This is a genomic window from Streptomyces colonosanans (assembly GCF_001866645.1).
GTDB lineage: Bacteria > Actinomycetota > Actinomycetes > Streptomycetales > Streptomycetaceae > Streptomyces > Streptomyces colonosanans.
The window spans coordinates 71,271-91,583 of the sequence record NZ_MLYP01000058.1 but is presented as its reverse complement, the minus strand read 5'-3'; the positions used below and the strand labels follow the sequence as shown (position 1 = coordinate 91,583).

At 70.4% G+C, this 20,313-nt stretch carries 8 protein-coding genes; 3 read left to right on the top strand and 5 right to left on the bottom strand.

The window, feature by feature from the left end:
• Positions 1 to 299 precede the first annotated feature (299 nt).
• Positions 300 to 3,983 (top strand): type I polyketide synthase, encoded by a 3,684-nt coding sequence (locus BIV24_RS21945; RefSeq protein ID WP_071368108.1) that lies wholly within the window; start codon positions 300 to 302, stop codon positions 3,981 to 3,983.
• Between the two features lie 21 nt (positions 3,984 to 4,004).
• Positions 4,005 to 7,385 (top strand): non-ribosomal peptide synthetase, encoded by a 3,381-nt coding sequence (locus BIV24_RS21940; RefSeq protein WP_177198787.1) that lies wholly within the window; start codon positions 4,005 to 4,007, stop codon positions 7,383 to 7,385.
• A 264-nt stretch (positions 7,386 to 7,649) separates the two neighbouring features.
• On the opposite strand, the gene BIV24_RS21935 is transcribed toward BIV24_RS21940, so the two are convergent.
• The 4 genes from BIV24_RS21935 to BIV24_RS21915 all read right to left on the bottom strand — a co-directional run bounded on the left by BIV24_RS21935 (position 7,650) and on the right by BIV24_RS21915 (position 12,717).
• Positions 7,650 to 9,755 carry an MMPL family transporter gene (locus BIV24_RS21935; RefSeq protein ID WP_071368107.1) on the bottom strand — a complete coding sequence of 702 codons (2,106 nt, stop codon included), beginning with the start codon at positions 9,753 to 9,755 and terminating at the stop codon, positions 7,650 to 7,652.
• 96 nt (positions 9,756 to 9,851) lie between these two features.
• Entirely contained in the window at positions 9,852 to 10,205 is a 354-nt protein-coding gene (locus BIV24_RS21930) for a VOC family protein (protein WP_143064643.1), read from the bottom strand.
• Between the two features lie 650 nt (positions 10,206 to 10,855).
• The gene (locus BIV24_RS21920) at positions 10,856 to 11,704 is read right to left on the bottom strand and encodes an ABC transporter permease (RefSeq protein WP_071368104.1); all 849 of its coding nucleotides are present in this window, start codon (positions 11,702 to 11,704) and stop codon (positions 10,856 to 10,858) included.
• A complete protein-coding gene (locus BIV24_RS21915) occupies positions 11,701 to 12,717 on the bottom strand; it encodes an ATP-binding cassette domain-containing protein (RefSeq protein WP_071368103.1) in 1,017 nt (338 codons plus the stop codon). The genes BIV24_RS21920 and BIV24_RS21915 overlap by 4 nt, the downstream gene beginning before the upstream one ends.
• A 65-nt stretch (positions 12,718 to 12,782) precedes the next feature.
• Between BIV24_RS21915 and BIV24_RS21910 the strand changes: the two genes are divergently transcribed.
• On the top strand, positions 12,783 to 13,385 hold the full coding sequence (locus BIV24_RS21910) for a TetR/AcrR family transcriptional regulator (protein ID WP_071368102.1): 603 nt from the start codon (positions 12,783 to 12,785) through the stop codon (positions 13,383 to 13,385).
• Positions 13,386 to 13,714: 329 nt separating this feature from the next.
• On the opposite strand, the gene BIV24_RS21905 is transcribed toward BIV24_RS21910, so the two are convergent.
• Positions 13,715 to 20,308 (bottom strand): type I polyketide synthase, encoded by a 6,594-nt coding sequence (locus BIV24_RS21905; RefSeq protein WP_071368101.1) that lies wholly within the window; start codon positions 20,306 to 20,308, stop codon positions 13,715 to 13,717.
• Positions 20,309 to 20,313 lie beyond the last annotated feature (5 nt).

Below are 20,313 nucleotides of genomic sequence, written 5' to 3'. Positions count from 1 at the left end.
CGACCGCCAGACTACCGACGGAAAAACCCTGGAGGAATATGAGAAATACACGACCGCAAGTGCACCCACAACGGACCCGACCGGCGCACGCCGCCACGAACCTTTCGTTACCCGAATCCCGATGCCCCATCAACCCCTATCACACCTCAGGAGGTGCAATTAGGGGTACGCGTAGGGGTGGAGGTGGGGTATCAGGGGGCTGACCCGCACAGTAAGGTCGACCGGGAAATAAACTGAAGCAGAATTATCTGCCCCCGAGCTAACGAATTGCTTGACAATTACAGGGAGCCGTGCGGCCAATGGCTGATGAAGAAAAGCTGCGTCAGTATCTGAAGAAGGCCACCGGTGAACTGCAGCGCACCGCCCGGAGACTGCACGAGGCCGAACTCAGGGATGCCGAGCCCATCGCGATCGTCGGCATGGGCTGCCGGTTTCCGCCCGATCTGCGCTCCCCGGCGGATCTGTGGCGGTTCGTGGCCGGCGAAGGCGACGGCATCTCGCCGTTTCCCGATGACCGGGGATGGGGCGCCGTCAGCATGCCCGGCGGCGGCGCCCGTGCGACGCCCGAACCAACGGCGTGCCAGGGAGGCTTCGTAGCCGGAGCCGACCGGTTCGATGCCGAGTTCTTCGGGATCGGCGAACACGAGGCGCTGGCGATGGATCCGCAGCAGCGGCTGCTTCTGGAGACCGCGTGGGAAGCGGTTGAACACGCCGGCCTGGATCCGGTCGGTCTGCGCGGGACTCAGACGGGCGTCTACGCCGGTGTCTCCTACTGTCACTACGGCGCCGGGCCGCAGGCGGTGCTCCCGGCAGGCGTCGAAGACCAGTTGATCGTCGGCGGCGCCCCGAGTACGACGTCGGGCCGGGTCGCCTATGTCATGGGATTGCACGGACCGGCCATCAGCATCGACACGGCCTGCTCGTCCTCGCTGGTGGCCATCCACCAGGCATGTCAGGGGCTGCGGCGCGGCGACTGCGAGCTCGCGCTGGCCGGCGGCGTCACGATCATGGCCACACCGGACGTCGTCCTCGAGTTCGGCCGCCGCGGCGCTCTCGCCGGGGACGGCAGATGCAAGCCCTTCGCCGCCGCCGCGGACGGCATGGGGTTCGGCGAAGGTGCCGGGCTGCTGGTGCTGGAACGCCTGTCCGTGGCACTGCGCAACGGCCACCACGTGCTCGCGGTGATCCGCGGGTCGGCGGTCAACCAGGACGGCGCGACGAACGGGCTGACCTCGCCGAGCCGCACGGCGCAGGAGGCGGTCATCCGGCAGGCGCTGGCGAACGCCGGGCTCACCCCCGACCAAGTGGACGCGGTGGAAGGGCATGGGACCGGCACGCCGCTGGGTGACTCGATCGAGGCCGAGGCCGTCATCGCCACCTATGGCGAGACCAGGACGGCCGACCGGCCCCTGCGGCTGGGCTCGGTCAAATCGAACATCGGCCATACCCAGACCGCGTCCGGGGTGGCGAGCGTGATCAAGATGGTCATGTCCATCCGCTCGGGCACACACGCGCGGACGCTGCACATCGACCGGCCGTCCACCTATGTCGACTGGTCCGGCGGGACGGTCGTACTGACCACCGAGTCGGTTCCGTGGCCGGCCGACGGTCGGCCACGGCGGGCCGGCGTGTCCTCCTTCGGCATCAGCGGCACCAACGCGCACCTGATCCTCGAGGAGCATGCCACTGCGGACGACGGATCCGCCCCGGCGCCGGGCGGCGCCGACGGTATCTCCACGCCCTGGGTGCTGTCGGCAAAGACCGAGCCGGCGCTGCGTGCCATGGCCGCGGAACTCGGCGATTTCCTCACCGCTCAGCCGACCCCCACCGCGGAGGTCGGAAATTCGCTTGCCCGCACGAGGGCGGGGTTCAAGCACCGCGCGGTCAGCGTGGGTGCCTCAGCCGGCGAGCACCTTGCCGCGCTCGCGGCTCTGGCCCGAGGCGAGGACGCACCCGGCTTGGTCACCGGTGCGGCCACCGCCGCGAAAACGGCCGTGGTGTTCACCGGCTGCGAGCCGGGAGCCGGTGACTCGACCCGGAGGCTGGCGGAACGCTTCCCCGCCTTCGCCGAGGCGTACGACGATGTTCGCACGCATCTGGAGGCTCATCTCGACCGGCCACTGTCGGCGTACCGGCATGCCGCCGTGTTCGCCCTCCAGGTGGCGCTGTACCGCTTGATCCGTTCATGCGGAGTGGTGCCGGACCTTGTCGCCGGCTCAGGAATCGGCGAGATCACCGCGGCTCATGCCGCCGGCGTCCTGTCGCCAGGCGATGCCGGAGCGCTCGCGGCCGCCGCCGCGGGTGCGTTCGACGCCGAGGACCGCGGGGCCGAGGACGGGCTGCGGGCCACCGCTGAGCGGGTCGGCTACGCGAAGCCGCGCATCGCGATCGTCTCCCCCGGCGAACCCGGCCACCCGGACCACTGGGCGGCGGGCGACTTCCTGCGGGCCGGCGCCGAGGACATCCTGTCCGGTGTGCGGTCGCAGGGGGCGACGGCCTGCCTGGAGCTGGATCCGGGAGCCGTCCTCACCGAGGACGGGGTCCTGGCACGCCTCGCGACGGCGTACACGGCCGGAACGGCAATGTCGTGGGAGGCCGTCTTCACCGGGACGGGCGCCGGCCGGGTCCGCCTGCCCGGCTACCCGTTCCAGCGCAAGCGGTACTGGCTCGATGCGCCGGTCACCCGGGACCGAGGCGGGAACGAGGTCGTCCGGCAGCCCGTGCACCCGCTGCTCGGGGGCACGATCGACCTCGCCGACTCCACCGAACTGCGATTCACCCGCACACTGACGGCGCGGGAGCCCTGGTACGTTGCCCAGTACCGGTTGCGCGGCACGCCCGCTCTGCCGCCCGCCGCCGTCGCCGAGTGGGCACTGGCGGCTGCGAGCCATGGAGCCCACGGCGGTGGCGGTGCCCGGACGATCGAGAGTCTCACCTTCGGTGAGCCGACCACTCTGCCCGGCACACTTCCACTGGCCCTTCAGGCAGCCGCCGAAACCCACGGCGCAGTCCGCCGGATCAGGGGATTCAGCGCGGATCCCGAGGACGCCGACCGTGGCTGGACCCTCCGGTTCACCGCCTCGACCACGGAGGAGATCCCGTCGGTCCCCTCCCCCGCGGACCTCGACCGGCTGCGCTCCCGGATGACCGAGCAGGATCCCGAAGCACTGTTCGCACGGCTCGGCGACGCCGGAATCGCCTGCGGCCCGGCCTTCCGGCAGGTCACCCGCGGCTGGTGGCGGGCCGACGACGAGGCGTTGGCCCTCCTCGAGACCGACGTGGCCGCCGCCGACGGCGATCAGTACGTTCTCCACCCCGTGGTGCTCGAGACCTGCTTCCTGACCGCCCTGCCGCTCGTCACCGGCACCGGCACCGGCACCGGCACCGGCACCGGCCTGTGGCTGCCGTCGGGCCTCTCCCGTCTCACCTGCCACCGCGAGCTGCCACGGCGGCTGTGGTGCCATGCCCGCCGTACCCCGGGCGGCCCGGTCGACCTGGAGCTGTTCTCCGACACCGGTGAACCGCTCGTCACCATCGCGGGGATCACGCACGCCGCATCCGACCTGGCCGAGCAGGCGGCGGCCCGCGCGGAGCCGGATATCGCTGAGCCGTGGGACGCCGACGAGCTGTCTCGACTCGCCCTTGAGGAGCCGCAGGCGGCACGGCAAGCGCTCACGGACATCCTGTTCGCCCGGGTGACCGCTCTGGTCGAGGGGCTCGCGGATGATCGGGAAGGCCTGCGCGCACGGTTCGCCGGCACCCGGCTGGGTGATCTCGGCCTGGACTCGCTGCGCGCGATGCGGCTCAGGGAGCAGTTCCGCACGGGGCTTCTCGTGGACATCCCGCCCCAGCGTCTTCTCGGCGACACCACCGTGGCGGAGATCGTCGACCTGGTCTGCCGGTCCCTCGCTGCCCAAAGCCTCGTCCTGACCGGCGACGAGGAGCCGGAGTCCACCGGACTGATCGAAGAACTCATCCTGTAACCCGCCAGGAAGGCAGGCACGATGACCACGGATCTCTTCGCCGAACTGCACCGCCGCGGGGTCAGAATGCGGCTGGTCGACGGCCGGCTTCACGTGACGGCCCCGCCCGGCGCCTTGACCCCCGAACTACGCGAGGAGATGAGGCTTCGCCGGGACGAACTCATCGAGATCATCACGCGCTCCGAGAGCGCGGACGAGCCGGCGAGCATCGATCCGCGGCCGACGGAGAGGCATGAGCCGTTCCCGCTGACGGACATTCAGCAGGCGTACTGGGTGGGCCGGACACCGGCGGTGGAGCTGGGTGGGAACTCGACCCACTGCTACCTTGAGTTCGATGCCGCGGAACTCGACGTCCCGAGGCTGAGCCGGAGCCTCGACAAACTCGTCCAGCGCCATGACATGCTCCGGGCGATCATCCAACCCGACGGGCGTCAGCGTGTCCTGCCCGACGTTCCGCCGTACGACATCCAGGTGACGGACCTGTCCGGCCTCGACCACGCAGCGCAGGAGGCCGGGATCACGCGGATCCGGGAAGAGCTGGCGCACCAGATCCTGCCCGCCGACCGCTGGCCGCTGTTCGAGGTCCACGCGACCCGGCTGGACGACCGACGGTGGCGCCTGCACCTCAGCCTGGACATGCTGGTCATGGACGGGTTCAGCTTCGGAATCTTCCAGCGCGACTGGTTCCGCTTCTACAGCCGGCCGGACTCCCCGCCCGAGCCCATCGAGGTCACCTTCCGCGACTATGTTCTGGCCGAACAGCGACAGCAGGGCGAGCAGCGGTTCGAAGCCGACAAGCGGTACTGGTTGGACCGGCTCGACCAATTGCCGCCCGCTCCCGAACTGCCACTGGCCGTCCAGCCCGGGCAGCTCTCCCGCCCGAAGTTCGCCCGACACCATGCCCGGTTGTCCCGCGACCGGTGGTCCGCCATCAAGGAGACCGCCCGGCGCCGGGGTCTTACTCCGTCCGCCGTGCTCATCGCCGCCTACTCCGATGTGCTCCGGCGCTGGTCGAAACGGCCCGAACTCACTCTCAACCTGACGCTGTTCAACCGGCCGCCGCTCCACCCGCAGATCGGCGAGGTGATCGGCGACTTCACCTCGTTGGTCCTCCTCGAGACGCGGCCCGAGCCGGATGACTCCTTCACCGCGCGGGCGAAGCGCCTGCACCACCAGCTCATGGACGATCTCGGGCACTCCACCTATTCGGGGGTCCGCGTCCTGCGGGAGCGCGCCAGGCGCCTGGGCGGCCGACTGGGGGCCGCGATGCCGGTGGTGTTCACGAGCATGATCGGCTTCGACTCCGCGTCCAACCTCACCGAGACGGCCCAGGTGTTCGGCGAGGTCGTGTACGGCGTCAGCCAGACGCCCCAGGTCTGGCTGGACTACCAGGTGCTTGAGGACCGGGGCGAGCTGCTGGTCAACTGGGACTTCGTCGACGAACTCTTCCCCGCCGGCATGATGGAGGAGATGTTCCTCGCCCACCGCGCGTGCCTGGAACGCCTCGGCGAGAGCGAAGCCGCGTGGGATGAGCGAGAGCTCGTCACACTCCCGGACACGCAGGCCGACGAGCGCGGCCAGGCCAACGCGACCGAGGCCCCCATCCCTGAGCGGACGCTCTGCGGCCTGGTCGAGGAACAGGCCGGACGGACCCCGGACGCGACCGCCGTGATCTCGGCCGACGGCGAGCACACCTACCGCGAGCTGGTCGACGACGCCTACCGGCTGGCCCACGTCCTGCAGTCGGTCGACGCGACCCCGAACACTCTGATCGGCATCATCGCCGAGAAGGGGTACGAGCAGGTGGTGGCCGCCCTCGGCGTCACCCGGTCCGGGGCCGCGTATCTGCCGATCCAGCCGCGCTGGCCGGCCGCCCGGCGGGAGCAGCTCCTCCAGCAGGGCCGGGTCGGGGTGGTGGTCACGACACCGCAGCTGCGCTCCGAGCTGACCTGGCCCGACGACATCCAGCTGGTGACCCTCGCCGACGCCGAGGTGCGGTCCGCGCCGACCACCCCGCCGCCGACCGGTCCCGACCCGGACGACCTGGCGTACGTGATCTTCACCTCCGGGTCGACCGGCACGCCGAAGGGCGTCATGATCGACCATCGGGCCGCGGCCAACACGATCCAGGACCTCAACGATCGCTACCATGTCACCCCGGACGACCGGGTGCTGGCGCTGTCCGCCCTCAGCTTCGACCTCTCCGTGTACGACATCTTCGGTCTCCTGGCGGCGGGCGGCAGTGTCGTCATGCCGGAGCCGAGCAGGTCGCAGGAGCCACGGCACTGGACGGAGTTGGCGGACCGGCACCAGGTGACGCTGTGGAACACCGTGCCGGCCCTCATGCAGGCGTGGATCGACGCGCACGATCCGGCCGCTCCCCCGCCCGGACGCAGGCTGCGGCTGGTCATGATGAGCGGTGACTGGATCCCCGTGGCACTGCCGGACCGGATCCGCGCGTTCTACCCCACAGCCGAGGTGATGAGCCTGGGCGGCGCCACCGAGGCGTCCATCTGGTCGATTCACTACCCGATCGGCGCGGTGCCCCCGGAATGGTCACGGATCCCCTACGGCAAGCCGCTCGCCAACCAGACCATGCACGTGTACGACCAGTGGCTCGAACCGAGCCTGGTCTGGACGACGGGTGAGATCTACATCGGCGGAAGCGGCGTGGCCCGCGGCTACTGGGCCGATCCCGAGCGGACGGCGGAGCGGTTCATCGTGCATCCCCAGACCAAGGAACGCCTCTACCGGACCGGCGACCTCGGCCGCTATCTCCCCGGCGGGGACATCGAGTTCCTGGGGCGCGAGGATTCGCAGATCAAGCTCAACGGCTACCGCATCGAGCTCGGCGAGATCGCGGCCCCGCTGCGGCGGCATCCGGGCGTCCGTGACGCGCTGGTCACCGTGGACACCAACCCCAGGACGGGCCGCCGCCAGCTGGTCGCCTATCTGGTGCCCGCGGAAGGAGAGGCCGCCGCGGGGCAGGCGCATCCGGACGCCGACGCGCTGCGGGCCGCGCTCGAAGAGGTCCTTCCCGAATACATGGTGCCCCGTCACTACCTCGTCATCCCGAAGGTGCCGCTGAGCTCGAACGGGAAGGTCGACGTGTCGGCCCTGCCCGCCCCGAGGGATCAACAGGCCCCCGGCAGCCCCTCCGCTCCGCGGGACGATCTGGAGCGGACGCTGCTGCGGTTCTGGCAGGAAGTCCTGGAACGCGATGACTTCGGGACGGAGGAGAACTTCTTCGAACTCGGCGGGGACTCCCTCCACGCGATCGGCGTCCTGGAACGGATCAGCACGGAGTTCGGCACGGCCGAAAGCCAGGACGACGGTCTGCGCAAGCTCTTCGACAACCCGACGGTCGCCCAGCTGGCCGCTGTCATGCGGGCCGAGGGCTAGCCAGGGTCTTTCGTTCGGATCAGGGAGCGCGATCTGGTGATGGGGGCGCCGCCTACGCGGTTCAGGCTGTGGGGGAGCTTCGCAATGCGAAGGAGGGCGGCAGGGCGGGATCCCTGCCGCCTGACGACAAGGCGGCGAGGCGCGGTGCCAAAACCCGCGAGCCCGGCATGATCCAAACGAGAGGCCCTAGCTGTAACGGGGGCGGGGCCTGGACCACCCGAGGCAAGCCTCGGCGGATCCAGGCCCCGCCCGGTCACGAAGGATTCACCGCCGCGCGAGCTCGTGCGGCGTCGCCTCCTCGAGATCGCTCTCCGGTTCCTGGCGGCTCATGGCACTCGGCCACCACATCCGGCGACCGAGGTCGTACGTCAGGGCCGTGACGAGGACAGAGCGCACCAAGAAGGTGTCGAGGATTACACCGAACGCGACCGCGAAGCCGATTTCCGCCGCGAAGACCAGTGGCAGCGTTGCGAGCGCGGCGAATGTTCCGGCGAGCACGATGCCCGCGGATGTGATCACGCCGCCGGTGGCCTTCAGGCCGCGCAGCGCTCCGCGCCGGGTCCCGTGCGTCTTGGATTCCTCGTGCACCCGCGTCATCAGGAAGATGTTGTAGTCGACTCCCAAGGCGATGAGGAAGACGAAGATCCACAGGGGAATCGCCGGGTCGGCTCCGGCGAACCCGAAGATGTGCTTGAAGGTCAGAGCACTCACACCAAGCGCCGCCGCGAACGACAGCACGACCGTGGCGAGCAGGACCAGCGGCGCGACGACGGCTCGCAGCAGCACGCCGATGATGAGGCCCACGACGACCAGGACGAGCGGGACCAGCAGGTTCCGGTCGTGCTCGGCGGCCCTCTTGTAGTCGAGGAAGATCGGGTTGCCTCCACCGACCTTGGCCTGCGCGCCGGGGACGGCGTGCACCACGTCACGCAGCTTGTCGACAGTCGCGAACGCCGCCTTGGTGTTCGAGGCGGCCGTCAGCGTGCCCTCCAGGTAGACGTAGCCGTCCTTCACCACCGGCACGGTGACGTCCGTGATCCCGGGCGTGGCGGCCACGGCGGACCGTAGCGGTTCGGCCGCGCCGGCGGAGCCGATGATCTGGACGGGATCGCCGCCGCCCGCCGGGAAGTGCCGGGCCATCGCCTGCTCACCGGTGACGGCTTCGGGCTTGCTGGTGAAGGAGTCCTTCAACTGCATGTTGTCCGCCGTGAACCCGATCAGGCCGAGCGCCAGCACACCGAGCACGACCGAGGAACCGATCCAGGTGGCTCGCGGCCGGCGGGACACCAGGTGTCCGATCCGCGTCCACGGGCCGCGCTGCGCCGGCTCCGGGGAGCCGAACGTCGGCCGGACCGGCCAGAACACCCAGCGCCCGAGGATGACGAGGAGAGCCGGAAGCAGTGTGACCATCGCGGCCAGAGCGGCCACGACTCCGAGGGCCAGCGCAGGCCCCAGGCTCTTGGTCGAGTTGAGTTCGGCCACGAGGAAACACAGCAGGCTCAGGGTCAGCGTCACGCCACTGGCGAGGATGGCCGACCCGGCGCGCTGCAGGGCGACGGCCATCGCCTCATGCCGGTCCTCGTGTCGGCGCAGTTCTTCGCGATAGCGGGCGATGAGCAACAGGGCATAGTCGGTGCCCGCGCCGAAGACAAGCACGGTGAGGATGAACGAGGTGTCCCCCTTGACCGTCAGGCCCCCGTAATGGGCGAAGAAGTAGATCGCGGCCTGTGCGACGACCAACGCCACACCCACGCAGATCAACGGGGCGATCCACAGCACCGGGCTGCGATAGGTGAGCAGCAGGATGACGACGACGATCGCGATCGTGAGCAGGAGCAGCGCCTTGTCGGCACCCGAGAACGCGTCGGCCTGGTCCGCGGCGTAGGCGGCGGGTCCGGTGACGTGCGTGGTGAGGCCGGGATGGGAGGCGAGGATCGACCGCATCTCCTTGACGGCGGCCTCGGTCTTGCTCGAGCCCGTATGCCCGGTGTCCCCGGCCTTGATGGGGACGGCGAGCTCGATCGCCCGGCCGTCCTTCGCGACCACCGGCCCGACGATGGGCGTGGTCACGTTCGCTAACTGCGCGAAGCGCCCGGCATCCGCCTTGGCCACGGCCTGGTCGTCCGCGGTGACGGCGCCATCGGCGCGCTCATAGATGACGACCGCCGAGCTGACGTCCGGCGTGAACTTCTTCGCCAGTGGGATGACCTGGGTCGACTCGGCATTCTTCGGCAGGAACGTGCCTACGTCGTCCTTGACGATGCTGTTGAACTTGCCGCTGAACATGCTGGCGACCGCCAGCAGGCCGATCCAGAACACGAGGACGGCCCATTTGGCCCTCCGGCCGGATGGAATTGCTGTTACTCGCATGGAAACTCCGCTGAAGGGTTCAGACAAGGCGGGTGCCGACTGCCTGGGGAAGCTTGACGTTCAGGTGCCGCAGCGCGCTCTCTTCCGTTGCGCGACTCACCCCCATCCTGCGGCGAGCGGTTCAACGAGCACGCCGCCCGGTGAGGCGAACAGTGCGAGCCGGAGGCGTCGCGAGCCGATGGTGGCCGAAATCGGCGCGGAACGCGCGACCGCGCCGAGCGCCAGCGCCCTTTCGTAGTCGGCCTCGATCGCGGTGCTCACAACGCCGATCGGGGGAAACCCGCCATCGTTCATTTGACGGTCTGCAACAGGTGCCGCGTCTCTCACGAGAATGAGCACGCACCTGGTCTGCGGCAGCGCCGACGGCACCGTGCCCCACGCGGCCTCGGCCATGACCGAGTCCCAGTGGACCTCGGCGAAACGCTCCCAGAAGGCTGCCTCCACGGCCACGTCGCGAACCCGGCACACTATCGCGCGCAGGCCCCCGGCTCCCCCCCGCGGCGTCGAACCATGTGTCGGTGCCGTGCGGACTCAGCGACAGGCACTGGGGAGCACGCGCCGCGCCGGACTCCGCGATGGCGTCCGCAATGGCCGGCCTGCTGACGAAATCGCCCACCCCTTCTGGAGGCGCGCACCCGAAGACACCGGTGAACGCCCCATCCCTGCGCGCCCGTTCGGCATGGTGCACGATCTCAAGCTGGATTCCTTCCTGCGCGGAGTAGAGCGCGAGCGGCAGAGGCGTCTTGTGAGGGGTGACGCGCTCGAAGTCAGCGGGGAGGTTCGCCTCACCGGTGAAGCCGTGCCGGAATCCGACTTGGCCCGCGAACCTCGCGCCCTCCTCGAGCGAGATCTCCATGGCCAGATGCGAAATACCCTCGATCACGTGTCGCCGCCATTCCCGTTCGTCCGCTTGGTGGCCTCCGCCACCACGGAGTGCGCAAGCTCCGCTTTCTCCACCTCGTTGATGTAGATGGCGTAACTTCCCTACATCACCATGTCTTTGCTCCGGCCGATGGTGAGGCAGCGACTGGTGCCCGGGTCCGCCGACCCGTCTGCCCACCTGTCTCGAGCCCGCCTGTCTCGCTCTTGTGGATCGCCAGTCAGCCCTGCTTGCTGTAGAGGCGGAGCGTGATCGGGCCGCATACGAGGGTGATGGCGGCGGTCGCGATGAGCGACCAGGCGACCGCGCCACCGGCGCCTCCGGTGTCGTTCATCAGGTCCCGGGCCGCGCTCGCGACATGACTGAGCGGGTTGACGTCGACGAAGGCCTGGAGCCAGCCGGGCATGGTGCTTGGCTGGACGAAGATGTTGCTGGCGAACGACAGCGGCATCAGCACGGCGTTGGCGATGCTGATGACGACGGCCGGGTCCTGGACGGCCAGGGCGACCGCGGCCCACAGCAGGGACAGCGAGAGCCCGAAGGCGACGACCAGGGCGACCGCGGCAAGCACGCCCAGCGCGCCGCCGTCGGGGCGGTAGCCCATGAGCAGGCCGAGGACCACCACGATGGCGGAGGCGAACAGGTAGCGGGCGACATCGCTGAGCAGGCCGCCGAGTACGAAAGCCCCGCGCCAGACCGGCAGGCCGCGAAAGCGGTCGAAGGCTCCGCTGCGCACGTCCTGGGCGAGACGGCCGCCGCCGTACATGGTGACGATGGCAATGCTCATACTGAGCACGCCGGGCAGGAGGACCTTGAGGTATTCGCCGGTCGAACCGCTGATGGCGCCGCCGAACAGGTAGGTGAACAGCACGGTGAACAGGATCGGGATGGCTGCCGAGTCGACGAGCTGTTTGGGGTCGTGCTTGAGCTTGAGCATCGCGCGCCTGCCGAAGGCGGCCGAGGCGGCGAGTGCACCGGCACGGCGGCGTAATCGTCCAGCGGCGAGCAGGACGTCGATCGGGTCGGGCTCCGCCGCGGCGAGGCACGGGGGGGCGGCAGGGGTACTCATGCCTTCAAGTCCTCGTGTTCGGTGGTTACCTGACCGGCCCGGTGGCCGGTCAGGGCGAGGAAGGCCTCGTCCAGGCTGGGCTGACCGAGGGAGAGATCGGCGATTCCCACCCCGGCCTCGGCGAGCTGGTTCATGACGTGCCCGACCAGCCGACCCGTGTCCGTCGCGTCAGGCCGGGTGGCGAGCAGCACGGACAGGGCGAGCGGGTCGGTGGCGGGCTGAACCGTCCCCTCCAGGGCGCCGGCCAGGATCTGCAGCGCTTGCGGATGCTGCTCGCCGTCGAGGAGCCGGATGTGCAGGGTGCCCGAGCCGACTCGGGACTTGAGCTGGGCGCTGGTGCCTTCGGCCACGATCCGGCCGTTGTCGATGACCGCGATCTGCTCGGCGAGTTGGTCGGCCTCTTCGAGGTACTGGGTGGTCAGCAGCACCGTGGTACCGGCTGCGGCGACCCGACGGACCAGCTCCCACACCTGGTTACGGCTGCGCGGATCGAGACCGGTGGTCGGCTCGTCGAGGAACAGCAGGTCGGGAGTCACGATCAGGCTGGCGCCGATGTCGAGCCGGCGGCGCATACCGCCCGAGTAGCCGCCCACCGGGCGGCCGGCCGCATCGGTCAGGTCGAACGCGGCGAGCAGGTCGTCGGCGCGTTGTCTGCTGGCGGCCCGGGACAGGCCCTGGAGCCGGCCGAGGATCAGCAGGTTCTCGTATCCCGTCAGGTCCTCGTCGAGGGAGGCGAACTGGCCGGTCACCGCCACCCGGGCCCGGATCGCGTCCGCCTCGGTCATCACGTCGTGACCGAGGACACGGACCATGCCGCCGGAAGGCCGGGTCAACGTGGCCAGGATGCGGATCGTGGTGGTCTTGCCCGCCCCGTTGGGGCCGAGGAATCCGAACACCTGACCTCGCCGAATCGTGAGGTCGATCCCGTCCAGCGCCCGGCTCTCTCCGTAGACCTTGATCAGACCGCGAGCCTCGATCGCCGGATCATCCCCACCCGAGCTTTTCTTTGGCATGCCGTAAGAGTTGCGCTATCTCTGGCAGCTTGTCAAGGTTATGGCCGAACGCATAGCATTTTGAGATGGACTTGCACGACGCCGCCACGCCACCACGCCGCCGCCGGGCCGATGCCCGACGCAGCATTCACGCCATCCTCAACGCGGCGCGAGTCGTGCTCGGCGAACGCCCCGACGCGAGCATGGAGGACATCGCCGCCGCGGCCGGCGTCACTCGCCAGACCGTCTACGCGCACTTCCCTTCACGCGACGCCCTGGTCGTCGCTCTCATCGAGGCCGCGGCCGCCGAATACCTCGCCGCGCTCGACGCCGCCAGCCTCGACACCGCCCCACCCGCCGACGCGCTGGCCCGGTTCCTCGACGCCGGCTGGCGGTTCCTTCGCCGCCACCCCCTCCTGCTCAACCCCGCCGCACCCGGGGCTCCGCGGCCCAACCGCAACGCTCTCTCCGACGTCGTGCCCCCGCGGCTCGAACAGCTCATCCGGCGAGGCCAGGGCACGGGCGACTTCCGCGCCTCCCTCCCCGCTGCCTGGCTCGCCGACGCCATCATCGGACTCCAGCAGACCGCCGCTGCACAAGTCGCAGCCGGGCGCGCCACCACCCAGGAGGCAGAGGCGTTGTGTTTGGAAAGCACACTCCGCCTTTGCGGCGGCGAGGCACGCCGCTAGTGCCCCGGCAGGCAACGTTTGCCCGTTGCGGAGCGGCGTCGTGGGGGCAGGGTGAAGTGCATGTGAAACCGGGGATGTTTGGCCGGCCACGTCCTGATCCCCGGCGTCTTGTGGGTCCGTAGTCGTCCATCTGTCCAGCACAGCACGCTCGTCCTCGCCCAGCAGCGTTCCAGCTTCGGACCACGACGCGGCACCGGCGCCCCAGCAGAAGAACTCATACAAGATCCAACGACGGACCGGCGCAGGACACTGGGCCAGTACCGCGACCGGCAAGGTCTGCCCCGTGCCAAGGCGGCGAACGGGGCAGACCTTGCCGGGAGAGGCACTGGTCACGTGGCGTCGGGGAGGTCTCCGTCGATGAGCGCGAAGAGCTCGTCGTCAGTGGCGGAATCGAGGGCAACCTCTGCCGCATCGAGGGACGGCGCCCCGTTCTCCGGTTGAGCATCGTCCCATCGGCTCAGCAGCGTCCGAAGGCGCCGGGTGATCCTGCCCCGCAGTTCCTCCTCCGGTTGACTCTGCAGGAGGGCCTTCTCAAGGCTCTCGATCTCGTCGAGCACCGGAGCGGATCGTGGAGCCGCCTCGGGGGTGAGCCTGGTGCGCAGGTAGCCGGCGAGTTCGGCCGGAGTGGGATGGTCGAAGACCAGCGTCGCCGGAAAACGGCAGCCGGTCGCGCCGGTCAGCCTGTTGCGGACGTCGACGGCGGTGAGAGAGTCGAACCCGAGGTCGCGGAACGCAGTGTCCGGGGCCAGTGCCTCCGCGTCGCCAGCGCCCAGCGCGATGGCGGCATGCGACCGCACGAGGTTGAGCAGGAACTCCTTCTGCTCGGCCTCGCTCAGCGAGGCCAGCTGCCTCGTCAGTCCGACAGCAGGGTCGGGCGCCGTGGCCCGGGGCTGGACCGGCGCGTTGATCAGTCCGCGCCAGAGCGCCGGAAGCGAACCGTCACGGGCGAGGGACCTGAGTCGGCCCGCGCGGATGACGGACGCCAGCAGAACGGGTTCGGCGGACCCTCGCGCGGCGTCGAAAAGGGTCAGCGCCTGCTCGGTGGACAGGGGGGTGAAGTACCCGGTGATGCGCGCCCGGTTGGAGCTGGTGATGCCGGCGGTCAACCCGCTGGTCTCCGCCCACAGGCCCCACGCTATCGACGTCGCCGGCAGGCCCATGGCCTTCCGGTGGCCGGCAAGCGCGTCGAGGAACACGTTCGCGGCCGCGTAGTTGCCCTGCCCCGGAGCGCCGGTCAGCCCGGCGCCGGAGGAGAACATCACGAACTCGGCCAGGTCGGCCTCCGCGGTGAGCTCGTGCAGGTGCAGTGCCGCGTCGACTTTGGGCCGCATGACCGTGTCGATCTTGTCCGGTGTGAGCGAGGGCAGGATCCCGTCGTCGAGGACTCCGGCGGCGTGCACCACCGAGGTCAGCGGGTGATCGGCCGGAACCGCGGCCAGCGCCCGGGCGAGGTCCGCGCGGTCGGCGACGTCACAGGCGACTATCTCCACCCGGGCGCCCAGCTCGGTCAGTTCGGCGCGGATCGTCTCCGCTCCGGGTGCTTCGGGACCGTGGCGGCTCACCAGCATGAAGTGTCTGGCCCCCTGCTCGGCAAGATGGCGCGCGACAAGGCCGCCCAGCGTCCCGGTGCCGCCGGTGACGAGCACCGTCCCATCAGGGTTCGTCGCCCGCGGAATTGTCAGCACGATCTTGCCGACGTGCCGGGCCTGGCTCATGAACCGGAACGCCGGTATCGCGTGGCGAACATCCCTGGCGGTCACCCGCGGCAACTCCAGAGAACCGGCGCGGAACAGGCTCATGATCTCGGACAGCATCTCCTTGATGCGATCCGGTCCCGCCTCGTTCAGCTCGAATGCCCGGTAGCTGATCCCGGGGTGACTGCCGGAGACGTCATCGCAGTCGCGGACGTCGGTCTTCCCCATCTCGATGAAGCGTCCGCCGGGCCGTAGCAGCCGCAGCGAGGCGTCGACGAAGTCTCCGGCCAGCGAGTTGAGCACGACGTCGACGCCCTGCCCGGCCGTCACGTCGGCGAAATGCCGCTCGAATTCGAGTGTGCGGCTTGACGCGATATGCGCGTCGTCCAGTCCGGCGGACCTCAGGACCGGCCACTTGCCTTGGCTGGCGGTCGCGAATACCCGTGCGCCGCGGTGCCTGCCCAGTTGGATCGCCGCCATGCCGACCCCGCCGGCACCCGCGTGCACGAGCACGGTCTCCCCGGGTCGTAGCCCGGCCAGGTGGAAGAGCCCGTAGTACGCGGTGAGGAAGGCCACCGGCACCGACGCGGCCTCCTCGTACGACCATTCCCGGGGGATCTTGGCAAGCAACCGGTGGTCGGTCACTGAGACCGGGCCGAACGCGCTGGTCAACAAACCCAGAACTCGGTCCCCGGGCGCCAGGTCATGTACGTCGCTGCCGACGGCGATCACCGTTCCCGCGCCCTCGCCGCCAAGATCTGTCTCATCCGGGATCAGCCCCAGCGCAACGACCACGTCGTGGAAGTTGAGCCCGGCCGCGCGCACGGCCACCCGTACCTCGCGCGGGCCGAGTGGGCCGGTCACCGGCGAGCATTCCGCCAGCGTCAGTCCCTCCAGAGTCTGGGTGCCGGTGCATTCCAGGCGCCAGGCGGCCGCTCCGGCAGGCGGCGTCAGGCTTTCGCCGCCATCGGTCCGGGCCAGCCGCGGCACCAGCAGTTCGCCGGAACGGACGGCGACCTGAGGTTCCCCGCAGGCCGCCAACGCCGCCCAGACTTCCCCCGATCCGGCATCGCCCGGGCAGGTACCGTCGTCGACCAGGACGAACCGGCCCGGGTGTTCTGTTTGCGCCGTGCGCACCAGCCCCCACACGGCGGCCGAGGCGAAGTCCGCGGCATCGTCTCCGTCTCGTGCCGCGACCGCGCCTTGCGTCCTGATCAGCAGACGGCCGGCGCCGAGGTCGTCGTCCGCCAGCCACGCCTGCACGACGCTCAGCGCGGCCGCGGTGACCGTCCGGACGCGAGAGGCCAACTCGTCGGCGCTGCCGCTGCCGACGGACTCGGGAACGCTCCACACCACCAGGTCGGGCGCGGGAGTTCCCTCTGCGATCGCCGCGCGGAGCGCGGCCATGTCGCAGTACGTGCCGACGGCCGCGCCGGAGTCGCCGAGCCGTTCGGCTACTCCCGTCCCGTCCGCGTCGAGCACCGCCCATCGCTGCTGAGCCGCCGTCGGCCCGGACTCGGACGGGGTGACGGGTGCCCAGGTGAGACGGAACAGCGCGTCACGCGACGCGTCCGTGGTCGTCGCGCGCCGCTGCCAGGACGATCCCGGCCGCACGACGATGGTTCCCACCGAGACCACGGGCCGTCCGTCGAGGTCCGCGGCCGTCAGCGTCACCCGATCCGGGCCGTTCCGCCGGACCTTGACCCGCAGGTCGGCCGCACCGGGCGCCACCAGGGCCACGTCGCTGAACACGAACGGCAGCCAGATTCCCTCACCCGGCGAGCCCTCGCCAGAGACGAGGATGCCGGCCGCCTGCGCCGCCGCGTCCAGCAGAGCGGGATGGACGCCGAATCGCCCGGCTTCACCGCGCTGCTGGGAAGGCAGACCGACCTCGGCATAGATGTCGTCGCCGACCCGCCATGCCTTGCGTATCCCGCGGAAGGCCGATCCGTACCCGTATCCACGCTCCGCGTACCCCTCGTAGAGCCGGTCTGTGGACAGCGGCTCCGCGCCGGCCGGCGGCCAGATCACGAGGTCATCGAAGTCTCCCGCGAAAGGCGAGCTGGTCAGCTCGCCGACGGCGTTCGTTGTCCATTCGCCGTCAACGGACGTTTCCTCCGGCCTCGAGTACACGGTCACCCGGCGCTTGCCCGAGTCGTCCGGGGCTCCAGCAACCACCTGGACCTGGACCGCGCCCGCCGGCGGGATCAACAAGGGGGCTTCCAGAGCCAGTTCCTCGATTCCGGAGGAGCCGGTTTCGGTCGCGGCGCGCAGCGCCAGCTCCACGAATGCCGTGCCGGGAAGCAGCGCCTGGTCACCGACCACGTGATCAGCCAGCCACCCGTGGGTTTGCGGCGACAGGCGGCCGGACAGCGCCACGGCGTCGCTTCCGGCGACGTCTATCGCGGCACCGAGCATGGGGTGCTCACCCGCGCGCAGCCCCGCCTTTCCGAGGGCGTCCCCGGTCGGCTCCGCGGGGTCCTGCCAGTAGCGCCGGTGTTGGAAGGCATACGACGGAAGGCCGACGTGGCCGTTCGCGCGGTGGCCGAGTACGGTCTCCCAGGCGACCGGCACGCCGCCGACGTAGGCCTGCGCGACCGAGCCGAGGAAATCGTCGAGGCCGCCGCGGTCGCGGTGCAGCGTTCCGAGGACGACCGCGGAGGCGTCCGCGTCGGCGATCGTCTCCTCCAGTCCCATGGTCAGCACCGGGTGCGGGCTCGCCTCCACAAACAGCTCGTACCCCCGCTCGAGCAGGGTCCGGGTGACCTCGTCGAAGCGCACCGGCTGCCGGAGGTTGCGGTACCAGTAGTCCGCGTCGAGCTCGGCGGTGTCCAACTGCCCGCCGGTGACCGCCGAATAGAACGGGATGTGCGAGGGGCCGGGGGTGATGCCCTTCAGCTGCGCGAGCAGTTCGCCCTGGATCCGCTCGACGTGCGGCGAGTGCGAGGCGTAGTCGACCGGGAGGCGCCGTACCCGGACATCGGAGTCCTGATATTCGGCCACCAGCTCGGCTATCGCGGCGCTGTCGCCCGACACCACCACCGACCCGGGCCCGTTCACGACGGCGATCGACAGTCGGCCGTCCCACCGGGACAGCCGCGCCTCGGCCTCGTCGCTCCCCAGGCCCAGCGACGCCATCGCCCCCTGCCCGGACAGCGACGCCAGGGCACGGCTTCGCAGCGCCACCACCCGCGCCGCGTCCTCGAGGGACAGCCCGCCCGCGACGCAGGCGGCGGCGATCTCGCCCTGGGAGTGTCCGACCACCGCGGCGGGCACAATTCCCGCGTGCTGCCACAAGGCGGCCAGCGACACCATGACCGCGAACAGCGTCGGCTGTACGACATCCACCCGGTCCAGGTCCGGGGCGCCGGGCGCACCACGGAGCACGTCGCGCACCGACCAGCCGGTGAACGGGGCCAGCGCCTGGTCGCATTCGGCGAGCCTGTCGCGGAACACCGGAGCCGTCTTCAGCAGCCCGAGCGCCATCCCCTGCCATTGGGAACCTTGCCCGGGGAACACCAGCACCGCCTCGCCGGAACGGGTGCGTGCCGCTCCCTGCACCAGGCCCGGCACGGGCTGTCCCTCGGCCAGGGCGTGCAGCCCGGCGAGCAGTTCGGTCCGGGCGGTGCCGAGCACCACGGCCCGGTGGGTCAGCGCCGCGCGCCGGGCCAGCGAGCTTGCGGTGTCGCGCGCGTCCAGATCCGGGTGGGCCTCGACGAACTCCGCGAGCTGGGCGGCCTGGCCGCGCAGGCCCTGCTCGCCCCGCCCCGACAGCACCCACGGCACCACCGGCAGGCCCTCCCCCGCGGGCCGGGCGTCCCCCGGCCCGGACGGCCGTGCGGCCGGGGCCGCGCCGTCGTGGGCGGGCGGCTGTTCGAGGATGAGGTGGGCGTTGGTGCCGCTGACCCCGAACGAGGACACCCCGGCACGTCGTGGATGCCCGCCGTCGGGCCACGGCACCGCCTCCACCGCCAGCTCGACCTCGCCCGCCGACCAGTCCACATGGCGGCTCGGCTCGTCGACGTGCAGCGTCGCGGGCACCACCCCATGGCGCATGGCCAGCACCATCTTCATCACACCGGCCGCACCCGCGGTCGCCTGCGTGTGACCGATGTTGGACTTCACCGACCCCAGCAGGAGCGGCCTGCCATCGGGCCGCTCCTGCCCGTAGGTCGCCAGCAGCGCCTGCGCCTCGATCGGGTCGCCCAGCGTCGTGCCCGTGCCATGCGCCTCCACCACGTCCACATCACGCAGCGCCAGACCCGCGCTCGCCACCGCCTGGCGGATCACCCGCTCCTGCGACGGGCCGTTCGGTGCCGTCAATCCGCTCGACGCACCGTCCTGGTTCACCGCCGAGCCCCGGATCACCGCGAGGACCTCATGCCCCTGGCGCCGGGCCTCCGACAGCGGCTCGACCAGCAGCAGACCGACGCCCTCGGCGAACCCGAATCCGTCCGCGGCCTCGGCGAACGCCTTGCACCGCCCGTCCGCCGACAGCGCGCGCTGCCGGCTGAACTCGACGATCACCCTCGGGCTCGACATCACGGTCACCCCGCCGGCCACCGCCATCGAGCACTCGCCCGACCGCAGCGCCTGGCACGCCATGTGCAGCGACACCAGGGACGACGAACACGCCGTGTCGACCGTCACCGCCGGGCCCTCCAGCCCGAACACGTACGACACCCGCCCCGACAGGATGCTCGGGGCGGTCCCGGCGACCGCGTACCCCTCCATACCGTGCGGGTAGTCCGTGGGACCGGCACCGACGAACACGCCGGTGCGGCTCCCCCGCAGGCTCTGCGGATCCACTCCGGCGGACTCGAACAGCTCCCAGGAGGTCTCCAGCAGCAGCCGCTGCCGCGGGTCCATGGCCAGTGCCTCGCGCGGGGAGATCCCGAAGAACTCCGCGTCGAACCCCGCCACCTCGTCCAGGAATCCGCCCTCGCGGACATACGACGTCCCCAGGTGATCGGGATCCGGGTCGTACAGCCCGGCCGGGTCCCATCCCCGGTCACCCGGGAACCCGGAAACCGCGTCCCGGCCCTCGGCCAGCAGCCGCCACAGCCCTTCCGGCGAGGTCACTCCCCCGGGCAGCCGGCAGGCCATGGCCACGATAGCCACCGGCTCGCGGAGCGTCGCCTCGAGCTCGTCGTTCCGCGCCCGCAGCCGCCGAGTCTCCTTGACCGATTCCCGCAGCGCCCTGGTGATCTCTTCGATTGATGCAGTCATCGGGA

Coding starts and splice junctions, on each gene's coding strand:
- BIV24_RS21945 (WP_071368108.1), top strand. CDS start 300: ATGGCTGATGAAGAAAAGCTGCGTCAGTATCTGAAGAAGGCCACCGGT.
- BIV24_RS21940 (WP_177198787.1), top strand. CDS start 4,005: ATGACCACGGATCTCTTCGCCGAACTGCACCGCCGCGGGGTCAGAATG.
- BIV24_RS21935 (WP_071368107.1), bottom strand. CDS start 9,755: ATGCGAGTAACAGCAATTCCATCCGGCCGGAGGGCCAAATGGGCCGTC.
- BIV24_RS21920 (WP_071368104.1), bottom strand. CDS start 11,704: ATGAGTACCCCTGCCGCCCCCCCGTGCCTCGCCGCGGCGGAGCCCGAC.
- BIV24_RS21915 (WP_071368103.1), bottom strand. CDS start 12,717: ATGCCAAAGAAAAGCTCGGGTGGGGATGATCCGGCGATCGAGGCTCGC.
- BIV24_RS21910 (WP_071368102.1), top strand. CDS start 12,783: ATGGACTTGCACGACGCCGCCACGCCACCACGCCGCCGCCGGGCCGAT.
- BIV24_RS21905 (WP_071368101.1), bottom strand. CDS start 20,308: ATGACTGCATCAATCGAAGAGATCACCAGGGCGCTGCGGGAATCGGTC.